Raw genomic sequence first — 19,635 nt, 5'->3', positions numbered from 1 at the left:
TTAGTGATTGGTTGTGGGGAATAGCAGTTGAGTTCGGCTTCGAAGACTTTGCCCACAACCATCACAATAGAAGATGCTAAAGCAGCAGTTCAAAAGCGCACTGAAAAAGATGTTGATGCTACTCTGAACGAGGGTCTTGATACTGCTGGTCAGTATGATTCTGATGTTCGTGCGCTTAAAATCAAGATGTTACAGCTAGAAGTCAAAAAGCAAGAGAATGATCAAGCGGATCAAGTCGCAAACCGAGAAATGCGCCAAGATTATGCTCTTTGGGTTTTTCGCTATCTTGTGTTTTATTCAGCGTCTGTTGGCGGGCTGCTTTTTATTTCATCGATCAACGATGGCCGTTTCAAAATCTCAGACAGCGTCTTGGAGATATTGGTTGGGAGTACCGCAGTAAGCGCAATTGGGCTCGTTCTTGCTGTTACGCATGGTCTATTTAAGGGCAAGGGTTAAGCTACTTGCGGGTTCCCGTTAATCGCGGAAATGATCCACTGGATCATTTCTTATTCGCGATTAACCCCCACAGATCATACTCCCCAGCCTCATCCACCAGCACGTCGACCATATCGCCAGCCTTCAGCCCCTCGAAGCCCTCGTCGATGAACAAGTTCCCGTCAATCTCGGGCGCATCCGCCGTGGTGCGGCAGGTGGCGGCCTCTGCGTCCACCTCATCCACGATTACCTGAATTGTTGTGCCGACTTTTGAGGCCAGCTTCGCCTCGGAAATCGCCTGCGCCTTTTCCATGAAGCGGTCCCAGCGGTCTTGCTTGACCTCGGGCGCCACATGATCGGGCAGAGCGTTACTGCGTGCGCCATCGACGTTTTCATATTGGAAGCAGCCGACGCGGTCCAACTGCGCCTCGTCCAGCCAGTCGAGGAGGGTTTGGAACTCCTCCTCCGTCTCGCCGGGGTAGCCGACAATAAACGTCGAGCGCAGGGTGATGTCGGGGCATTCCGCGCGCCATGCGGTGATCTCGTCCAGCGTCCGTGCAGCCGCCGCAGGGCGCGCCATGCGTTTAAGCACATCGGGGTGCGCGTGCTGGAACGGGATGTCCATATAGGGCAGCAGCGCATTGGCGGGATCGGCCATCAGCGAGATCAGCTCGCGCACATGCGGGTAGGGGTAGACATAGTGCAGGCGGATCCACAGGTCCTTTTGCGCGCCGAGGCTGCCAAGCTCACGGGCCAGATCAAGGATCGGCGCCTTGGAGGGGCGGTCCTTCCAGTCGGTGCCGAAAGCGGAAGTGTCTTGGGAGATGACGAGCAGTTCCTTGACGCCGGCCTCGACCAGCTTTTCGGCCTCGCGGATGACGGCCTTTTGCGGACGGGACGCAAGGCGGCCGCGCATGTCGGGGATGATGCAGAACTTGCACTTGTGGTTACAGCCCTCGGAAATCTTGAGGTAGCTGTAGTGGCGCGGGGTCAGGGACACGCCGGTTGCCGGTAGTAGGTCGATGAAGGGATCGGGGCTGGGGGGGACGGCCTTGTGGACGGCGTCGAGGACTTGTTCGTATTGGTGCGGCCCCGTGACGGCGAGGACCGAAGGGTGGGTGCCGCGGATGTAGTCCTCCTCGGCGCCGAGGCAACCGGTGACGATGACTTTGCCGTTCTCGGTCAGCGCCTCGCCGATGGCATCCAAGGATTCCACCTTGGCTGAATCGAGGAAACCGCAGGTGTTGACGATCACCGCCTCAGCACCGGCGTAATCGGGGGAAATGGCATAGCCCTCGGCGCGCAGTCTTGTGAGGATGCGTTCAGAATCCACCAGCGCCTTGGGGCAACCGAGGGAGACCATGCCGATTTTCGGCTGGTTGTCGCGGGGTGCCTCCGAGAGCTTGAGCTTCGGTGCAAGGTCGGGGCGGAGGTTTGGGGGGTTCTGAGCCATATGCCGCGTATACGCTGGACGGCGGGCGGGGGAAAGTGGGGTTGAGGCTTTGCGGGAAGCTGTCTGCATTCTGCGCGGGCGACATGGGGCGAATGCTGTCACGTCGCGCCTGCGCCAATGTGCCGATCCAGTGGTTTACATTCGCCGCGACAGAAACCGTTTCCTCATATGCCAAAAATTCCCTTGCCCCGCACTCATAGCGAGCGTAGCGCGGGGGGATGACCCCCATTCCAGAAAACCGCACTGCGGCCATCGCCTTTATGTTGCTTGCGTCTTTGTTGATTGCGGGCACGTCCTTGCTGGCGAAGGTCATTGGAACAGGGGCGGCGGGTGAGCCGCTGCACCCGATCCAGATTGCGCATGGTCGCTTCTTGTTTGCGTGGCTTGCGATTGCCGTCACTGCGGCAGCCTTGCGCCCAAAGCTCTCAAGCAAAAACCTGAAAATGCACGCCGTCCGCACGGTGTTCGGGGCCACAGGCATCACATTGATGTTTGCCTCGGTCGCATTTATCCCGCTGTCTGACGCCACCGCCATCAGCTTCCTGAACCCCGTGTTCGCAATGATGCTTGCCATCCCTTTGCTGGGCGAACGTGTCGGCCCTATCCGTTGGAGCGCCTCGGCCATTGCGATCGTGGGCGCGATCATTTTGCTAAGACCCGGGTTCATCACGGGCGGGGCAGAGTTTAACCCGCTGGCCCTTCTAGCGCTTGCTGCGGCTGTCTCGATGGGCGTTGAGATCACCATCATCAAGTTGCTTACCGGTCGCGACAGCCCTTTGGCCATTTTGTTCATTAACAACTCAATTGGCATCATTCTGGCCACGATCGCGTTGGTTTTCGTCTGGCAGCTTCCCACCCAAAATCAATGGGCGGCTCTTGCTGGGATCGGGGTGATGATGGCCTGTGCGCAGACCTGTTTCATCCAAGCCATGCGCCGCGCAGAGGCCTCCTTCGTCGTGCCGTTCAGTTATGCTACACTGGTATTTGCGACGCTGTATGACGCCGCGATATTCCACAAAGTGCCAGATGCGATTTCCTTGCTTGGGGCAGGGGTCATCATCGCGGGGGCGGCCTTGTTGGCGTGGCGAGAAGGACGCGCCAAGCGCCCCTTAGCACCGCCTGCGCAAGACTAGCCCTTATCCAAACTTGTATCCCGACGCATTGGCCTCTAAATTAGGGGCAACTGGAAAAGAACACACCGCCCCGCGCACAGCAATTCGGGCGGTTTGTCGTTTGAAAAGGCTACACCGCATGTCATGGACCGATGATCGCGTCGAAGTGTTGAAGAAAATGTGGGGCGAAGGAAAATCCGCCTCTCAGATCGCCAAGGAATTGGGCGGCGTCACCCGCAATGCCGTGATCGGTAAGGTGCACCGCTTGGGTCTGTCCAACCGCACTGGGGGGGCAAGCCCCGCAAAGGCTGCGACCACCGCGAAGGCAAAACCTGCAGCGGCCGCCAAACCCAAACCTGCCGCTAAACCCAAAGCTGCTCCGGCGGCGGCCCCAACACCTGAGGCCAAGCCAGCCGCTCCGGTTAATCGCCCTATCGGCCGCCCGAAACTCATCGTGACCGCAGGCCAACCGCTGCCGCCGCAACCGTCAGCGAATGAAATCAGCCCAGAGGCTTTGGCCTCCGTGCGCGAAGTTGAGAAAGGCGCCAAGCGCCTCTCTGTTATGGAACTGACCGAGCGCACCTGCAAATGGCCCGTAGGCGACCCAGCGACCGAGGATTTTTGGTTCTGTGGCCTGCCTTCGCAAACTGGTAAACCGTATTGCGAAGCCCATGTCGGCGTGGCTTTTCAACCCATGTCAGCGCGTCGCGATCGGCGCCGGTAAAGCAGACCTACAGGATAGAAATCCACAGAATAGAAAAAGGGGTGCCTTGCTTGGTTGCAAGGTGCCCCTTTTCCATTTTGAACCGCTTGGCACTGGCGATGGGTTGGGCCCAACCCGCCAAGTTTTTGAGCCGACTGGCTGATCTATCTTTCCATCTGCATCAGGCCGCTGCAGTGGCTTCGATTTCAAACTTCAGGTCTGGCAAGGCCAAGCGGGTAACGCCCAGCAGTGTCATCGGAGGCGCATTGTGGACTGGCCCAAAACGCATCCCCAGAAGATCAAAATTCTTCATCGCCTCATCCACGTCTGTCGCGTAAATGCCCAACCGAATGACGTGGCTCAGATCCATGTTTGCGTCTGCCAGAACGGCCTCCAGGTTGGTTAAAGCCAGATCAATCTGGCCCCGCATATCGCCAATATGTTGTGGCGCGCCATGTTCATCAACGGCGGTTTGGCCCGAGACAATCAGTTGGCGCGACGGGCCTTCGATGATCTCGGCCTGATTGTAACCAAGCTTCAAGGACCAATCCCAAGGGTTAACAGCGGTGCGTTTCATCGTTCAAATCTCCATTTCAATGTCTCTGCAAATTGTCTAAATGAAATTGGTGCCAAAATTTGTCACTAATTATGCTATGATCGAATTTATGAGTATCAGACAACGACAAGACGCCATCGCGCGTATCCTTCGCCGCAACGAAACTGCCACGATTGACGAGCTTTCGCGGGACGTCGGCGTTTCTAGAAGAACCGTTTTGCGGGACATCTCGGCGCTGCGAGACGACGGGTTTGTCATCTATTCCGAAAGTGGACCTGGTGGTGGGCTACAGCTGGACCCTCAATCCATGCAAACATCTGCGCGCCTGTCTGTGGCCGAGGTCTTTGCGCTGCTGATCAGCGTGGCTGCAATGCGTTCAGCGCAAAACTTGCCGTTCTCTGATCTCGCCGATGCTGGCCTTGCCAAGATCGAAAAATCCTTACCGGCGGATAAATTGCGCGACTTGCAACGGTTTCTGGACTGCCTGCACATTGGGAAGTTGTCGCCGAAGCAAGACTTGTCGGACTTGGGGCAGATTGATCCGTCTTTGCTTCCGGCCTTTGAGACGGCGTTTCTTGGACAGCTTCACCTGAGCTTTGATTATCAAGATGTCAAAGGCGCTAAATCGCACCGCAAGGTCGAGCCCCAAGCTCTGCTGATTTTGCAGCCCCTCTGGTACCTCGTCGCATGGGATCCGGCGCGTGAAGGGTTCCGGCATTTCCGCATGGATCGGATCAGCCGACCCGAGTGCATCCACGGCGCACAATTCCGGCGCAGACATGTCCCCTTCGAGGATGATGTTTGCCCCTACAAAGATATGGTGAACTGACGGCGCAGATGCACAATTTGGCCGGTTGTGGGCGTCTCCTTCGCGCGGTTCTATGCGCTTAGTTTCCGCCCAACAGGCCACGCAGCGCATCTTTGGCCTTATTCTCCAGACCTTCCTTCAATGCATCTTCCACGCTTTGTCCTTGCTGCTGGTCTACACCCAATTCGTCCTTCAGCTTCTGCGCCGCCTTGGCCTTCAGTTCGGCCTCCTTGGCCTTGGCCTTTGCGCGCAGCTCCTCTTCTTTTGCTTTCGCCTGTGCTTTCAGCTTTTCTTTCTCGGCTTCAAGCTCGGTGTCGATCAGCGCCTTCAAATCTGGGCGGAACCGAATGTTGCTCCATGGCCCTTCGATGATAACGGGAACGCGAATGCCGTCCTTCAACCGGCCCGCCAAGGCCACCGGAGCCAAGCGGTATTTGATCGTTTGCCCGCCTAGATCGACAACCCCGTTTCCGGTTGCCGTCAACAGATCCGCCTTGAAGTTCAGATCCGAGTTGCTGAGCATCCCGCCGTCAATGGCGAAACTGGCGGAGATATCTTCAAACACCGTTTTGGAGCCTTCACCCTGATAGGATGCGTCCAAGTTTTTGATCATCCCAGCGATGTCGAGACCCAGCAACTCCCCGCTGCCAACATCCATCCGGCCCGAACCTTTCAGCCCATTCATGATTTCATTCATCGTGTTTCCGACGCCCAAAAACTTCAACGACATTGACGCGTCGCCCACAAGCCGCTCAAAGCCCGCGAAATCCGCCAGCAGCTTTTGCATGGCCACCCCAGAGGCCTTCATGTCGCCACCAACCGACAGGCCGCCGCGACCGTTGACCACGAACTGGCCAGACACATTGCCGTCGAACACCCCAACTTGCGCCAGATTGAGCACCAACCGCGAGCGGTCCAAAGTGCCCGCAATATCCGTCCCCGCAAGCTGCAATGATCCCAAGTCCAGCGACTTCGTCTTCAAGGAGAACTCGCCGTTCACACCAGAAAGCCCTGACACGTCAATGCGTGCATCAGACCAGCCGCCCGCACCCGCGTTGGCTGCCCCGTCCCCCTCGGAGGTGTCGGTACTCATGGCGGAAAAGTCTATATCCCCGCCCGACAGCCGCGCAGTCACAAAGGGCTTATCCTGCAAAGCCACGTCCAGATCACCGCTAAAACGGTTGTGATCCAGATCCAACGTGGCACCACGTAGGAAAATTTGGCGATCGGTCAGCGTCAACTCGCCCGACAGCTTTACCTTTTGGCCAAGTCCTTGGGGGATGCGTGGCGGCGCTTGTTCCATCAGCGCGAACAGATGGGTTTGATCGTCAATCGAGCCCGACACCGCACCTTTCGCCTGCACGGGATCCAGACTTGCCACGCCTTTAAATGTTACGCTGTTTCCGCTTGCGGTGGCCGTCAGGTCGACCCCTTGCTCGCCGCCGTCCAGCATCTGTTGCACGCCGTTGATCGTGCCCGAGACTTTCACCGCTTGCCCTTTGTAGAGGGCCGATAGCGCGACTTGTCCTGCGCCTTTCAAATCTGCCAGTCGGAGCGTCGCGTCCAAGGCACTGAGCGCGTAAGATTGCCCCGCTTGGGCGTCTACAAATTCAACCGTGCCATTTGTGATCTGCGCCAAGGGCAGGGACACATCCGTCGACCCGTCGTCGCCGCCATCATCCTTGGTTCCTAGGTCATTGATGAAATCCCAATTTGCGCGCCCGTCCTTGGATTTCTCCAGCCGGATCACAGGTGATTGGATGTCAAAGGCCTCAACCACGATCTCGCCACCCAAAAGGGCCGAGAAGCCCACGCCCATTTCCATCGAGGCCGCGGTCAACATAGGCCCTTTGCCCGACCACTCCGCGTTCGAGATCGCAACGTCTTCCAGCTTTACCCCCAAGCGCGGAAATATCTGCGGCGAGACATCGCCCCCAATGCTGAGCGCGCGGCCGGTATTCTTCTCAAACTGGTCTTCCGCAATGCGGGCTATCTTGTCGGTGGGGATCAAGAACAACCCCGCCACCACGATCACGGCAAGGATGATCAAGGTGATCACAATTCGAAAAATCCAACGCATGGGGCCTGTTCCTCTTATGGGCTTTGCCGCAGGGTAGGACGTCGGCGGGCGGGCTACAACGGTTAGCTGTGCTCAATCCTATCTGCCACCCAAGGTGAACGCCGCGCAGTTGGGATGCATACGCGTCCGATCAGCCTGCCCATTGGGGTGTCATTGGCTCCCCTCCGCTCTGGCAAAGAGGTCGCGAAACGCGCCGCGGGCCGATCCTACTTGCCGTGCGTCTTTTGCTGCGTCTAGGTTTTGCATTTCGTCCCCGACAATGATCAGGCCGACCATGCCCATCTCGTAATGCGGCAGGCAGATGTAGCCATAGACGCCGGGAACGGTTAGCGTGAGGCTGAATTTCTCATCCATAGGGGAGTTCCACGGCTCTGCCCTTTGCGGAATCATCCCCCGTTTTGACGCCGTGTTATGGCCTTTGTCGGTCGGAATGAACGTGACCGTGTCGCCGAGCTGGATGCGCAGGATATCAGGGGCAAAGACATTGGTATGCTGCGCGTTTTCAGCTGCCGTGTTCAGCATCAGAATTTCAAACTCCTCCGCGGCGGCTGGGAGGGCTGGCGTGCACATTAGGGCTGCAATCGCGGTGCTACGCAGCCGAGTGTTCAACATAGGCATGAACATTCAATTCCTTTCTGGGGCCTTGTGCCGTTTCAATGGCAACTTCGTAGGTTTCGGCAATCAGAGGGTCAGACAGCACCTCTGCGGGCGCACCTTGAGCGCGAATTTTGCCATTTCCGATCAACAGCAGATGATCGGCATATCGAGCGGCAAGGTTGAGATCGTGCAGCGCGACTATGCCGATTGCATTGCGGTCCTTTATGGCGGTGCGAATGCGCGTCATGACTTCTAGTTGATGTCGTAGGTCCAGCGCTGATGTCGGTTCATCAAAGAGGTACACATCGGCCTTGCGCGTTAGAGCCTGACAGACGGATACCAATTGCGCCTGACCTCCGGACAATTCCCCAATATTGGCCTCGGCCAGATGACCGATGCCGCTGTTGTGCAGATGTTGGGCTACCGCGGTCATATCATCTGTGCTCACGCGCCATCCCGCGAGCTGCTTTTGGGCCATCAGCACAACGTCGAAGACCGACAAGGCCGCATTGGCCGTGAAGAACTGCGGCATGAAACAGACACGGTCCAAACGCGCTTTGACGCCGAGCTGGGCCAAATCCTGCCCATGGATTGAAACGGTGCCACTTTGAGGTTTGATTAGCCCCGCTATGGTGCGGAACAACGTGGATTTTCCCGCGGCATTTGGCCCGATCAGAGCCGTCAGCTGCCCCTGCCGCAGGGCGCCGAACCCTGTGTCATGCAGAACCTGCCGTGCCCCGAATTGGACCGATAGCCCTTGTGCTGAAAGTGTCATTGCCAATGCCTTTGCCGTTGCGACAGGATCAAAGAGATGAAGAAGGGGATACCGATAAGCGATGTGATCATGCCAATGGGATAGATGACGCCAGGTGTGATAGCCTTTGACGCAATCGATGTGCCCGCCATGATCAGCGCCCCCGCAAATGCAGAGAGGGGCAGAAATCCGCGCTGGTCCTCGCCCACCACAATCCGCGCGATATGCGGGCCAACAAGCCCGACAAATGCAACAGCCCCCACAAAGGACACCGCGACGGCGGCCAGCAACGACACGCCCGCCAGCACGGTCAGACGCAAGACAGATACGTTGACGCCAAGGCTTGCGGCTTTCTCTTCGCCCATCCGCAGGGCCGTCAGAGACCATGTTTGGGACATGAAATAGGGTAGAACAATGGCCAGCACGACCACGCAGGTTAGGACCTTTCCCCAGCTTGCCCGCGCCAATGATCCAAGCTGCCAGAACACGATCTGCGCCAGTTCCAACTCGGAGGCGCCATATTGCAGCAATGCCAAAAGGGCGTTGAAGGTAAACAACATGGCTATGCCCACAAGGATCATGGCCTCAGGGGTGACACCGCGCAGTCGCGTGAACCCATAAAGCGCCAGCGACGTGAGCATCGCCATAACAAATGCGTTCCCAGTGATGAAATAGACCCCCGCGCCCGGGATAAGGGACCACTGTAAGGAAATTGCGAGGGCCGCGCCGAAACTGGCCGCCGATGACAGCCCCAGCGTAAACGGATCGGCCAGCGGATTGTTCAAGATTGTCTGCATGCCGGCGCCCGCAATGCCCAGCATCGCGCCAATACACAAAGCCATAAGGGCGATGGGCAAACGTAAGTCCCAGATGATAACCTTTTGCTGCGCCGTGGCGGCTGACGGGTTGAACAGAACGGACAAGACGTCTGCAAACGACAGGCGCGCGGGGCCGGTCATTACATCAACAATAACCAGCAGACACAGGGCCGCCAACACCGCCAGCAGTAAGGCCGCTCGACGTGCGTTGCGGCTTTTGTAACCATGGACCAGTGCGGACACAGCCACGTCTTGATCCGAGCTTAGATCAACCATCGGGAAGACCTTTCAATAAGGGAAAAGGGCGGGGCAGTCAGGCAACCGCCCCGCAACAGGAGACGAGCCTAGGGGAGGCTCACCCAGAATTGACCCGCCGCATCGAAGGGCATGAAGCGGTCATGCAGCTCCACAAAGGTCGCGTCAGGGTCGAGGTCCTCGAACGCCTCTGGATGGATCCATTTTGCCAGTTGTTGGATGGCGACAAAATGGTAGGGGCTGTTGTAAAACTGGTGGTAGATGGAATGCATTCGGCCATTTTGCACCGCCCGCAGATCCGCAAATCCCTTGCGTTTCGACAAGGCAATCAGGCGGGCCTCATTGTTGGCCACATCGCCGTCGTATCCCAGCAATGTTGCGCCGACTTCCGGCCGCGCTTCGGCCCAGTTTGCCCCTGTGCCAAGCAGAACGTCAGGGTCCGCGGTGATCAAGCCTTCAAGGCTGACATCGGTGCGAAATCCGGTTGTGACGCTAGAGCCATAGTTCACGCCGCCCGCCAATTCGATGAAACGGCCGTAGTTATAGCTGCCAAAGGTGTTGCAGCAGGAATCGGGGTTCCAGCCAGCGGCGTTCTCCATAAAGACCAAGGGGCTTTCTTCTGCTGGCAGGGATTGCACAACATTGGTCACTTTGCGCATTTCGGCGACATAGAAATCGATAAATTCTAATGCGCGGCTTTCTTCACCCAACAGTCGACCAAGCAGCAACATTGAGGGGACTGTGTTCGCCGTCGGGTTTTGGCGGAAATCAATAAACACTACGGGAACGCCCGCCTTGTCCAGCTTTTCAATCAGGCCGGTTTCTTCGGCTTTGAACAGGTTGCCCAGATCAAGGATCAACAGGTCGGCTTCGTTCTCAAGCACAGCTTCGATGCTGAAATCCCCCGAGTAGGGATTGCCAAAGTTCACCATCCGCGCCGTGTCTTGAGGGAAGGCAGTCTCAAACCGGCGGAAGGCGTCAGGGTCGTAAAGGATCAGGTCGTCTTTCCAGCCGACGATGTTTTCGAACGGATCATCAGTGGCAAGGGGCGCCACTGCATACATCATCCGACCTTCGCCAAGGATGATACGGGAGGGCGTGTCAGGTAAAGTGACTTCGCGCCCCGCGATGTCAGTGAGGGTCATAGCGTCTGCAAAGGCATGCGGGGCTGTCGCGAAGAACATCGCGGTGGCTGCGGTAGCGAGAGCAAAGCCACGACGCGTAAAAGCGGTCTTCATGGCAGTCTCCAGTGTTAGCGAACAAAACGTTCTGGAGAGCGTAATCGTTTACCTTACTATTATTGTCAACTAATTTATTTTGGGGTACTTCCAAGGGACCATCCGGTTGGAAAAACAAGTTCGCTTGCACCAAAATCCAGACATTCAACCGGCGTGCCGGACCTATGAAAAGGCCCCGCTCGTCTGGCTCGGGCTTCCTACTTGGGGGTCATTATGATGCAAGTCGTGGAGCCCGTGGCGTAGAGCTTTCCATCCTCGGCGCCGACAATTTTTCCGGTTGCCACGCCGGTAGAGCGGCCAGCGTGCTCGACCATTCCTATGCTGTCCACGGTGGTGCCTGATGGAATAGGGCGGATGATGTTCACCTTGAATTCCAATGTGGTGTAAATCGACCCTTTCGGTACGCGGGTCATCACCGCGCAGGCCATGGAGCTGTCCAAAAGCGTGCCATACCAGCCGCCGTGAACGGTGCCTGTGGGGTTCATCTGATCAAACCCCGGTGCGCCGCGAAAGATCACCTTATCGGGTTCAACACTGTGCAGGCGATAGTTCAGCCCCTTTCCGATGGGGGCCATGGGCAATTCGCCCGCAAGAATTTTTTCCATAAATTCCAGCCCTGACATAGACATGGTCATCGCAAGGTCGGGAAGCTCGTCAGCGGAATTGGCTAGATATTGATCGGGCATGGGGGACCTGTCTTTTGGATACTCGCCGAGAAGGTAGAAGACAGGTCAGCCGTGTGCAACAGGTCCTGCGGTTAGGCGACTTGCGCCAATGCGGCCTTTGGGGCGACGCCAAGGGCGGCACAGATATCGCGGGTCAATTCGGGGCGGTTTAGCGTGTAGAAATGCAAGTCCTCGACGCCGCCATCAACCAACTCGGAGCACAGCTCCGTCACCACAGATTGCGCCAAAAGGTCGTGGCGCCCGTCGCGGATAGCAGCGGCAAAGGCATCCTCGAGCCATGCAGGTACCTTCGTGCCAGTGCGCAGCGCAAAATTGCGCGCACGGGTCCAATCCTCGATCGGGAAGATGCCAGGAAGGATGGGCTGGGTAATGCCGGCCTTCACGCAGGCATCACGGAAGCGGAAAAACGTATCGGATTCGAAGAAAAATTGGGTGATCGCCGCATCTGCGCCGGCATCAAACTTGCGCTTCAGATAGGCGATATTGTCGTCCATTGATCCCGCTTCTGGATGGCTGTCGGGATAGGCGCCGATACGGATCGTGGCGTCGGTTTCGGTTTTTAGGGCTTCGATCAACTCAATGGAGGAGGCAAAGCCATCCTTCGTGGGTGCAAAATCTTCGCCCTTTGGGGCGTCGCCGCGAAGGGCCACAATGTCTGTCACACCGGATTTTATGTAGTCGCGGGCGATGGCCATGGTTTCTTCACGGGTGGCGCTGACACAGGTCAGATGCGCCGCGACGCGCAGGTCGGTGGATTTGTTCAGGGCTGTGACCGCCTCATGGGTCAATTCCCGCGTTGTCCCGCCAGCGCCGTAAGTCACTGATACAAAAGTGGGATCAAGTGGTGCCAAAGTCTGGATGGTATCCCAAAGCCGGAAACTGGCTTGCACTGATTTTGGCGGGAAAAATTCAAACGAGACGTTCGGGCGGGGCATATCAACGGTCCTTTTGAGGTTGGTTACTTGTGCCACAGGCCATCATGTGAGACAAATTCATAACTTTCACGATGATTATGAGGACAGCATGCATATAGAGTTCCGCCACCTGCGAACGGTGCGTGCCATTCACGAAGCAGGCGGCTTGGCGAAGGCCGCTGACCAGTTGAACATCACCCAAAGCGCGCTCAGCCATCAGATAAAGGGGCTGGAAGATCAAGCAGGGGTCGAACTGTTCATCCGCCGTGCAAAACCGATGAAACTGACCGCAGCGGGGCGCAAGCTTTTGCGATTGGCGGAACGCATTTTGCCCGAAGTAGAAGCCCTGCAAGCCGATTTTGAAGGCCTTCGCATGGGCAAGACCGGTCGACTGCATATCGCGATCGAATGTCATGCCTGCTTTGAGTGGTTGTTTCCTGTGCTGGAAGGGTTTCGCAAGAATTGGCCGGATGTGGATGTGGACATCCGCCCCGGCTTGTCGTTCGACGGCCTGCCTGCCTTGGTGCGCGAGGAGGTTGATTTAGTGGTGTCATCGGACCCCGAAGATCTACCCGGTGTGGATTTCACCCCCTTGTTTGACTACGAGCCGGTGTTCTTGGCCTCCAGCCAGAACCCCTTGGCCCAAAAGGATTACATCGAGGCGGCCGACCTGAAAGATCAGCATTTGATCACCTATCCGGTGGACCGCAGCAAGTTGGACGTGTTCACCGAGTTGCTGGCGCCCGCAGGCGTTGAACCCAAGTCCATGCGGCAGGTGGAACTTACGGCGGTGATCTTGCTGCTGGTGGCGTCCAACCGCGGTGTGGCAGTGCTGCCCGACTGGGTGGTGCGCGAGGTGCGTTTCAATTCCGACTACGTCACGCGGCCCTTGACCAAAGAGGGGCGCACCAAGCGGCTATATGCTGCAACACGGAGCGAAGATACGGCGAAACCCTTCATGTCGAATGTTATCCGGCTGGCCCGCACAGAACCGCTAAAACTACAACGTGGGCCTGAACCGGCCTAAGCTGCGGGGGGGATCAGTTTCGACATGCGGCGTTCACGCATGAGGATATAGAGCCCAGCTGCCATTGTGATGCCGATGCCCAGCATCGCCAGCCCGTTGGGCCAGTCCCCGAAGACCGCAAAGCCCATCAATGTGGCGATGGGGATTTCCAGATATTGGACGGGGGCCACCGTGGCGGAGGGGGCGTAGCGCAGGCTCCATGTCATCATAAGATGCGCGAATGTGCCAAGCAGGCCGATGGCCAGCAGCATAGACCAAATACCGGCGCCTTCGGGCATGACAAACTGGAATTGCGCAAGCGTTGCAGTCCCGGGAATAAGATACATCAGCCCCAAAGCACCCGTGGCGACCATGCCGCTGACTGCTTGCATGCTGATCGGGTCCACATCCTTGGCGATCTGGCGGGTCACCAGCATGAACAAGGCGAAGACCACCGCCACAAGCAGCGGCAGCAGGGCCGGTACCCCAACGGCGGCAAAACTCGGCTGGATCACCAGCAAAGTGCCGATAAAGCCCACAACACAGGCCAGCAGGCGGCGCAAGCCGACCTCTTCTTGCAACACGTATTTCCCCAATAGCAACATGATGAAAGGCATCACGAAGGCGATCGCCACCGCATCAGCAAGCGGCAGGAAGCGCAATGAGGAAAACATTGCCCCGATACCGATGATATGCAGGAAAGACCGCACCACCGTCAGGCGGAACACACGGCGCGACATCCAAAGGCTTCGGCCTGTGAAATAGGCCAATGGAAGCAGGGCGGCCGTTTGCACCGCAAAGCGGGTCAAAACGAGCTGGCCCAGCGGTATTGTCTCGCCCAAAACCTTCGCCAAAGCATCGCCCAAAGGGGCGATAACGCAAAAGCTGATCATGAACATGATGCCAAGGAAGGGGCGGTCTGTGGACATGGACGGAGGCTCGTTCAATTCTGCCATGTCCGCAAGGGCTTTCCCTAGGCGCGCGATAGGTCTATACGCGCCTCCGAACCTCTCCACAGGATGATGACCCATGCAAGGCAGCGCCAATCTTAACGTTATGATCAAAGCCGCACGTGTTGCCGGCCGATCGCTGGTAAAAGACTTCCGCGAAGTTGAAAACCTGCAGGTCTCGATGAAGGGCGCGGGCGACTTTGTGTCCAAGGCCGATTTCGCCGCCGAAGCAATCATCAAAGAGCAGCTGATGGAGGCCCGCCCGACTTACGGCTGGCTGGGCGAGGAAAGCGCCGAGATCGAAGGCAAAGACCCGACCCGCCGCTGGATTGTGGACCCACTGGATGGCACAACGAACTTTCTACACGGCATGCCGCATTTCGCAGTGTCCATCGCCCTAGAGCATAAGGGCGAGATCGTATCTGCTGTGGTCTATGACCCTGCCAAGGACGAGATGTTCGTGGCTGAAAAGGGCGAGGGCGCGTTTATGAACGAGCAGCGCTTGCGCGTATCCGCCCGCCATAAGATGATCGAATCTGTTTTCGCAACAGGCGTGCCATTTGGCGGTAGTCGCTACCTGCCCGCAGCCTTGCAAGACCTTGCGCGACTTGCCCCTCAATGTGCCGGTATCCGTCGCTGGGGCTCTGCGGCGCTTGATTTGGCCTATGTCGCTGCTGGCCGCTATGACGGCTATTGGGAACGCGGCCTGAACATCTGGGATATCGCGGGCGGCGTGCTGCTAGTCAAGGAATCGGGCGGCTTTGTCGAGACGATCCGCGAGGGGCAAAACCTGCTTGAAGACGGGCATCTGATCGCGGCCAACGCCGATATTTTCCCATCCTTCGCCAAGACGATCCGCGAACGCGAATAACCTTGGTGTCTCTCTAAGCTGGTGAATTGCTTCGAGAGATGTATGAGTAGCTTGAAACCTGTTACTGGATTTTAGGCTGATGTTCCGCGATTTTACTGTTTCTGCCGCCTACATGGGGCTTCTGGCTGCATTCGTGGGGTATGCAGCCTCTTTCGCGATTGTGCTGGCTGGGTTGACCGCAATGGGCGCAACCGAAACGCAAGCCGCCACGGGGTTGTTTTTTGCCACCATCGGTATGGGGATTTGCAGCCTGTGGTTGCCCGCGGTCACGCGCATTCCTGCCGCTGTTGCATGGTCCACCCCCGGGGCGGCGTTTCTTGCCGCGACGGCAACCCTGCCGGGCGGGTTTGCAGAGGCCGTTGGGGCGATGATTGTCTGCGCTGCGATGATTGTGGTCACCGGATTTGTGCCCGCCCTTGGCCGAACCGTCGCCTCTATTCCCAAGCCGATCGCCAACGGCTTATTGGCCGGAGTGTTGCTGAAATTATGTCTGGCACCGGCGTTGGCGTTGGGCTCGATCCCCGTTCTCGTTTTGCCGGTCATCATTGCTTGGGCGGTCGGCCTGACTTGGACCCGTTTGGCCGCAATGCCGTTCGCGGTAATGGCGTTTTTGGTGGTGACGTATTTTGCAGTTGATGTCTCGGCTGAGGGGCTCCACCCCGCCACGGCGTGGTTTCCAACCTTTGCGCCGGTTTTGCCGGTTTTTTCCGGCCAATCCGTCATCTCCATAGCGCTTCCCTTGTATCTGGTGACGATGGCGGGCCAGAACATTCCGGGGTTTGCGGTGCTGGAGCTGAATGGATACGCGGTAGACCGGCAACCTTTGATCCGTAAAACCGGACTTGTCAGCCTCGCCTTCGCCCCCTTCGGGTCGGTTCCTGTCAATATGTCCGCGATCACAGCGGCGATGATGGCGGGGGAAGACGCAGGGCGAGACCCCAAAACACGCTATGTCGCAGCAATGGTTTCAGGGCTTGTCTACGTGTTTTTGGCCTTCGCAGCCGCCTTGGTCACTTCGCTGGCCAGTGTGGCCCCATCTGGGTTGATCATCTCGGTGGCGGGTTTGGCATTGATCCCTGCGATGGTCGGCTCTCTGAAAGCTGCGTTCAGTGATGCGTCTCAGCTAGAGGCCCCAGCGTTGACGTTTCTGATTGCCGCAAGTGGCATGACACTGCTGGGCGTGAGCGGCGCGTTTTGGGGGGTGGTTGTTGGCGGCATTGTCTGGGTCGCAAAGTCGCGCACCCAGTAACAGGTGATCAGCCGCCACGCCTGCTACCCACGCCATAGGCGGGTGCTGGGGTGAAACTGAGACCACGCAAACCAGAAGGCCTGATGGCTGCCCAAATCCTTCCCTTTCGCGTCCACGGCTTTGATGCCACCGGCGTCCAGTTTGAGGCGGATGTTTTCGACCTCGATCTTTTGTCCGCGCTTTAGGGCCACCAATGCCTTGGAGCGTTGAAAGGCCACCGGTTTGCCTGACGCGGTCACGACACCGATGATGTCCTCATGAACAGGCAGGCGGGGATCAACATCCCCCACAGGGAAGATTGGGCCATTGGCATCGCGGTTGTTGCGAAAATCGAAGTTACGCCCAAGGGCAAGGGATTCCACCAATACCGTGGTTTCGGGGTGCTCGCGCTTCCATGTCCCCCAATCTGTGGTGATGACGCTGACTTGCTCCAACTTGATGTTGCGCCGCGCCAAGGGGCCGGTAACCGCCTCGCCAAGAAACGTGTCAAAAACCGAATTGGAGGTGATGTCATACATCACCTTGTTGGAGCGGATCAAAAGCCCAGATGTGCGCAACACGGGACGTTTGATACGACCGGGAAGGTTGTCGGTATAATAGGCCTGCGCTGCACCGCACAGGGTGCAGTAAGGAATGCCCAAGTCGCGCCCGCCCAGCGTGTCGTTGACCATTTCGCGCACCTCCATGATGCGGCGGGGGTAGGCGCGGTACGCTCCGTTGACCTCAATGCCAAACACGATGTCACTGTTTCTGAGCCATTTGGCATCCTTCGCGCTGCTGACCTTTGGGTTGTCGGCCGCGGGGATGCAGTTGCAGACCTCATCCGTGCGATTATAGGGGCGGTTGTCGATCAAGACGCCCCCCCAAGAGACGAAGCGCCAGTCAATGTCGCCCTTCACGAAAATCTTGCCCCAACCCGGTATCACGCTGGTGAAGATGGCGCGTTTCGCCTTGAGGTAATTTGGCGGCGCGGGAATGTCCCACGCGATAAGATGATCCGTGACCACGCCCCAAGTGTTTTGTTGCGGCGTTTTGATTCCCAACAAAAAGGCGGCGGCGTCGGTAAGCTCTGCGCTCATGCTGGGGCCAGCGGCAAAGCGCATCATGTCGCTGATGATCCACGCCAAACGTGGATCCTTTGAGGCGCGAATGGTCGCCAAGGCCGCGGATTGCTTCGCCCCCCAATTGGTGTTCTCTGTGCTGTCTATGAATGCGGTTTTCACGGCGTTTCGCAAATTGCGCGACAGGCCACCCTTTGGAATTTTTGGAGGGGTTCCAAATTCTTCGGTGACATAGGAGGGCAACGACCCCGTGCTTTGGGCGTCGGCCTCATGCGCCCCAAATGCCGTCAAAGTGAGTAGCGGCGCGGCCAAAAGCGCGCGCATAAGCTTGCCAAATGCCAGTTTCATAATTCCCCCATGTGTCATGTCCGATAGCGCATTGCAGTGCTGCGACCTTAGTCCGGCCAGTTGCGCGGCCAGAATGCGGTCTCAACCTGCCAATCGGCAAATCACGTTCGCTTTAGCGAAAGGTGATCGCGGGGCATGCGTTACTCGGCGGGGGATTCACCGCGTAGGTAGTCAACCCGCGCGTCACCGGCTGTCATCCCTTCGGTCGCGCGGTCAAAGCGCAGATAGGCAATCGCTCGGCCACCGGATTGGGTGTAAAGGGTGCCAACGGCCTTGTTATGCGCGTCGATCGGGGTACCAACGGGGGCCTCGCCCTTAATGTCCACCAAGGCCAACCCTTTGCGCAGCGTCGTTTTGTGTTTCATGCGGGCGGTGACCTCTTGGCCGACATAGCAGCCCTTGCGAAAATCGACACCGCCCAGTTGTTCGAACCCCATTTCCAAGATGAAGCTGTCATCGGGGATCAATTCGATGCCAATTTCGGGGATGCAATGGGCGACGCGAATGGAATCCCAATCCACGTCTGTTTGCGCGTCAAAGGCAAATCCGGCCCCATATCCGCGCCACCCCATAGCCTTGTGGCGCGGGTCTATGAACGCTCCGTTGGGGATGTCGCCCAGGCCGCGGGTGACATCTGCGTCAAGCTGCGCCAGCTTCACATCGGCGCGCAGTTTGTAAAAGGTCAGGCGGCGCATCAAGGCCTCGCCATATTCGGCGGCCACGTCGATCAGGATTGAATCCCCCCAAGGCACCAAGAAAAAGTCGACCTGAAATTTTCCCTGTGGGGTCAAAAGCGCCGCATAGACCAGCCCGTCTGACAAATTTTCCAAGTCATTCGTGACGAGACCCTGCAAAAAATCCACGCGGTCGCTGCCGGTGACTTCGATCAACATACGTGCGGCGTCTGACATTTGATCCCTCTTGCGTTCTTTGCTCTGTTATATAGGAGGCATGCACGGCTATAACAGCCCCGATATGTCTGCACCGTTTTCCATCGTGATCCCAACCCTAAATGCGGCCGCCGAGCTGCCGGCCACCGTGAACGCTTTGTTGCCGGGGCTGGAGATGGGGATGATCCGCGAGTTGATCATCTCGGACGGGGGCAGCACGGATGACACGCTCATGATTGCCGAAGAGGCGGGGGCGGTGATTGTTGATGGCCCTAAAGGACGCGGGGGGCAGCTGCATCGCGGGGCCAAGGCAGCAAAGGGCGAGTGGCTGCTGTTTTTGCATGCCGATACGCATCTTGCTCCTGACTGGGTCGGCGCCGCCGCCATTCACCGCGCCGAGCATCCAAACCTAGCCGCAGCCTTCCGGCTGTCGTTTCGCGCGAAGGGGATTGCGCCGCGGCTGGTGGCGTCTTGGGCAAATATGCGCAGCATCGGGCTGAACCTTCCTTACGGAGACCAAGGCCTGATCATGTCGCGGGCGCTTTATGACTATTGCGGCGGCTACCCTGATCAGCCGTTGATGGAAGATGTGGCGTTGGCGCGCGCCCTGAAGGGCCGCATTCGCCTGCTGGACACCCATGTGGCAACGGGCGCAGAGCGCTACGAGAAAAACGGCTGGCTGCGGCAAAGTCTTCGCAACTTCGCGACATTGACCCGCTATAGCTTCGGGGCCGACCCCGAAGCGCTTGCGGCGCGCTATCACAAAGGTTGATCGCCAAGGCCACGGATCGCGAATTGACGGGCCAGACTGGCGGCTCTACCTCTTGAGGCAAGCGATTTCAAAAGGCCCG

20 protein-coding genes are annotated in these 19,635 nt (G+C 57.8%); 8 read left to right on the top strand and 12 right to left on the bottom strand.

What is annotated here, in order from left to right; genetic code table 11:
* The first annotated feature begins 27 nt into the window (after positions 1 to 27).
* Positions 28 to 456 (top strand): hypothetical protein, encoded by a 429-nt coding sequence (locus tag Q0746_RS04145; RefSeq protein ID WP_298257484.1) that lies wholly within the window; start codon positions 28 to 30, stop codon positions 454 to 456.
* Between the two features lie 43 nt (positions 457 to 499).
* Here the strand turns inward: Q0746_RS04145 and rimO are convergent, their stop codons facing one another.
* Positions 500 to 1,888, bottom strand: coding sequence for a 30S ribosomal protein S12 methylthiotransferase RimO (gene rimO / locus Q0746_RS04140; RefSeq protein WP_298257482.1), 1,389 nt, complete (start codon positions 1,886 to 1,888; stop codon positions 500 to 502).
* 218 nt (positions 1,889 to 2,106) lie between these two features.
* Here rimO and Q0746_RS04135 point away from each other — a divergent pair, with 218 nt between their 5' ends.
* Together Q0746_RS04135 and Q0746_RS04130 are read left to right on the top strand one after the other, a co-directional pair.
* Positions 2,107 to 3,021: a DMT family transporter gene (locus Q0746_RS04135; protein ID WP_298257480.1), complete on the top strand. Its 915-nt coding sequence runs from the start codon at positions 2,107 to 2,109 to the stop codon at positions 3,019 to 3,021.
* Between the two features lie 118 nt (positions 3,022 to 3,139).
* A complete protein-coding gene (locus tag Q0746_RS04130; RefSeq protein ID WP_298257478.1) occupies positions 3,140 to 3,724 on the top strand; it encodes a GcrA family cell cycle regulator in 585 nt (194 codons plus the stop codon).
* A gap of 160 nt (positions 3,725 to 3,884) precedes the next feature.
* Here the strand turns inward: Q0746_RS04130 and Q0746_RS04125 are convergent, their stop codons facing one another.
* Entirely contained in the window at positions 3,885 to 4,280 is a 396-nt protein-coding gene (locus Q0746_RS04125) for a RidA family protein (protein WP_298257476.1), read from the bottom strand.
* A gap of 88 nt (positions 4,281 to 4,368) precedes the next feature.
* On the opposite strand from Q0746_RS04125, the gene Q0746_RS04120 reads away from it, so the two are divergent.
* Complete coding sequence (locus tag Q0746_RS04120; RefSeq protein WP_298257474.1) at positions 4,369 to 5,088, top strand: WYL domain-containing protein; 720 nt, start codon at positions 4,369 to 4,371, stop codon at positions 5,086 to 5,088.
* Between the two features lie 58 nt (positions 5,089 to 5,146).
* On the opposite strand, the gene Q0746_RS04115 is transcribed toward Q0746_RS04120, so the two are convergent.
* The 7 genes from Q0746_RS04115 to metF form a co-directional block, all read right to left on the bottom strand.
* On the bottom strand, positions 5,147 to 7,147 hold the full coding sequence (locus tag Q0746_RS04115) for an AsmA family protein (RefSeq protein WP_298257472.1): 2,001 nt from the start codon (positions 7,145 to 7,147) through the stop codon (positions 5,147 to 5,149).
* Positions 7,148 to 7,297: 150 nt separating this feature from the next.
* Positions 7,298 to 7,765: a pseudoazurin gene (locus Q0746_RS04110; protein WP_298257470.1), complete on the bottom strand. Its 468-nt coding sequence runs from the start codon at positions 7,763 to 7,765 to the stop codon at positions 7,298 to 7,300.
* Positions 7,737 to 8,519, bottom strand: a complete 783-nt coding sequence (locus Q0746_RS04105; protein ID WP_298257468.1) for an ABC transporter ATP-binding protein — start codon at positions 8,517 to 8,519, stop codon at positions 7,737 to 7,739. The genes Q0746_RS04110 and Q0746_RS04105 overlap by 29 nt, the downstream gene beginning before the upstream one ends.
* The gene (locus Q0746_RS04100) at positions 8,516 to 9,592 is read right to left on the bottom strand and encodes an iron ABC transporter permease (protein ID WP_298257466.1); all 1,077 of its coding nucleotides are present in this window, start codon (positions 9,590 to 9,592) and stop codon (positions 8,516 to 8,518) included. Before Q0746_RS04100 ends, Q0746_RS04105 begins: the two co-directional genes overlap by 4 nt.
* 68 nt (positions 9,593 to 9,660) lie before the next feature.
* Positions 9,661 to 10,809, bottom strand: coding sequence for an ABC transporter substrate-binding protein (locus tag Q0746_RS04095; protein WP_298257464.1), 1,149 nt, complete (start codon positions 10,807 to 10,809; stop codon positions 9,661 to 9,663).
* Between the two features lie 197 nt (positions 10,810 to 11,006).
* Positions 11,007 to 11,495, bottom strand: coding sequence for a PaaI family thioesterase (locus Q0746_RS04090; protein ID WP_298257462.1), 489 nt, complete (start codon positions 11,493 to 11,495; stop codon positions 11,007 to 11,009).
* Between the two features lie 71 nt (positions 11,496 to 11,566).
* Positions 11,567 to 12,430, bottom strand: coding sequence for a methylenetetrahydrofolate reductase [NAD(P)H] (gene metF, locus Q0746_RS04085; protein WP_298257460.1), 864 nt, complete (start codon positions 12,428 to 12,430; stop codon positions 11,567 to 11,569).
* An 88-nt stretch (positions 12,431 to 12,518) separates the two neighbouring features.
* Here metF and Q0746_RS04080 point away from each other — a divergent pair, with 88 nt between their 5' ends.
* On the top strand, positions 12,519 to 13,436 hold the full coding sequence (locus Q0746_RS04080; RefSeq protein ID WP_298257457.1) for a LysR family transcriptional regulator: 918 nt from the start codon (positions 12,519 to 12,521) through the stop codon (positions 13,434 to 13,436).
* On the opposite strand, the gene Q0746_RS04075 is transcribed toward Q0746_RS04080, so the two are convergent.
* Positions 13,433 to 14,344: a DMT family transporter gene (locus tag Q0746_RS04075; RefSeq protein WP_298258057.1), complete on the bottom strand. Its 912-nt coding sequence runs from the start codon at positions 14,342 to 14,344 to the stop codon at positions 13,433 to 13,435. The two genes, Q0746_RS04080 and Q0746_RS04075, sit on opposite strands and share 4 nt — an antisense overlap.
* Before the next feature lie 100 nt (positions 14,345 to 14,444).
* Between Q0746_RS04075 and Q0746_RS04070 the strand changes: the two genes are divergently transcribed.
* Both Q0746_RS04070 and Q0746_RS04065 read left to right on the top strand, forming a co-directional pair.
* Positions 14,445 to 15,236 carry an inositol monophosphatase family protein gene (locus tag Q0746_RS04070; RefSeq protein ID WP_298257455.1) on the top strand — a complete coding sequence of 264 codons (792 nt, stop codon included), beginning with the start codon at positions 14,445 to 14,447 and terminating at the stop codon, positions 15,234 to 15,236.
* Between the two features lie 79 nt (positions 15,237 to 15,315).
* Positions 15,316 to 16,485 (top strand): benzoate/H(+) symporter BenE family transporter, encoded by a 1,170-nt coding sequence (locus Q0746_RS04065; protein WP_298257453.1) that lies wholly within the window; start codon positions 15,316 to 15,318, stop codon positions 16,483 to 16,485.
* 23 nt (positions 16,486 to 16,508) lie between these two features.
* On the opposite strand, the gene Q0746_RS04060 is transcribed toward Q0746_RS04065, so the two are convergent.
* On the bottom strand, positions 16,509 to 17,894 hold the full coding sequence (locus Q0746_RS04060) for a DUF3179 domain-containing (seleno)protein (RefSeq protein WP_298257451.1): 1,386 nt from the start codon (positions 17,892 to 17,894) through the stop codon (positions 16,509 to 16,511).
* Positions 17,895 to 18,034: 140 nt separating this feature from the next.
* A complete protein-coding gene (locus Q0746_RS04055; protein ID WP_298257449.1) occupies positions 18,035 to 18,805 on the bottom strand; it encodes a folate-binding protein in 771 nt (256 codons plus the stop codon).
* Between the two features lie 40 nt (positions 18,806 to 18,845).
* On the opposite strand from Q0746_RS04055, the gene Q0746_RS04050 reads away from it, so the two are divergent.
* The gene (locus Q0746_RS04050; protein WP_363322731.1) at positions 18,846 to 19,556 is read left to right on the top strand and encodes a TIGR04283 family arsenosugar biosynthesis glycosyltransferase; all 711 of its coding nucleotides are present in this window, start codon (positions 18,846 to 18,848) and stop codon (positions 19,554 to 19,556) included.
* Positions 19,557 to 19,635: the final 79 nt, after the last annotated feature.

Source organism: uncultured Litoreibacter sp., from assembly GCF_947487515.1.
In the GTDB taxonomy this organism is placed as follows: domain Bacteria; phylum Pseudomonadota; class Alphaproteobacteria; order Rhodobacterales; family Rhodobacteraceae; genus Litoreibacter.
This window is presented reverse-complemented; position numbering and strand designations above follow the sequence as displayed.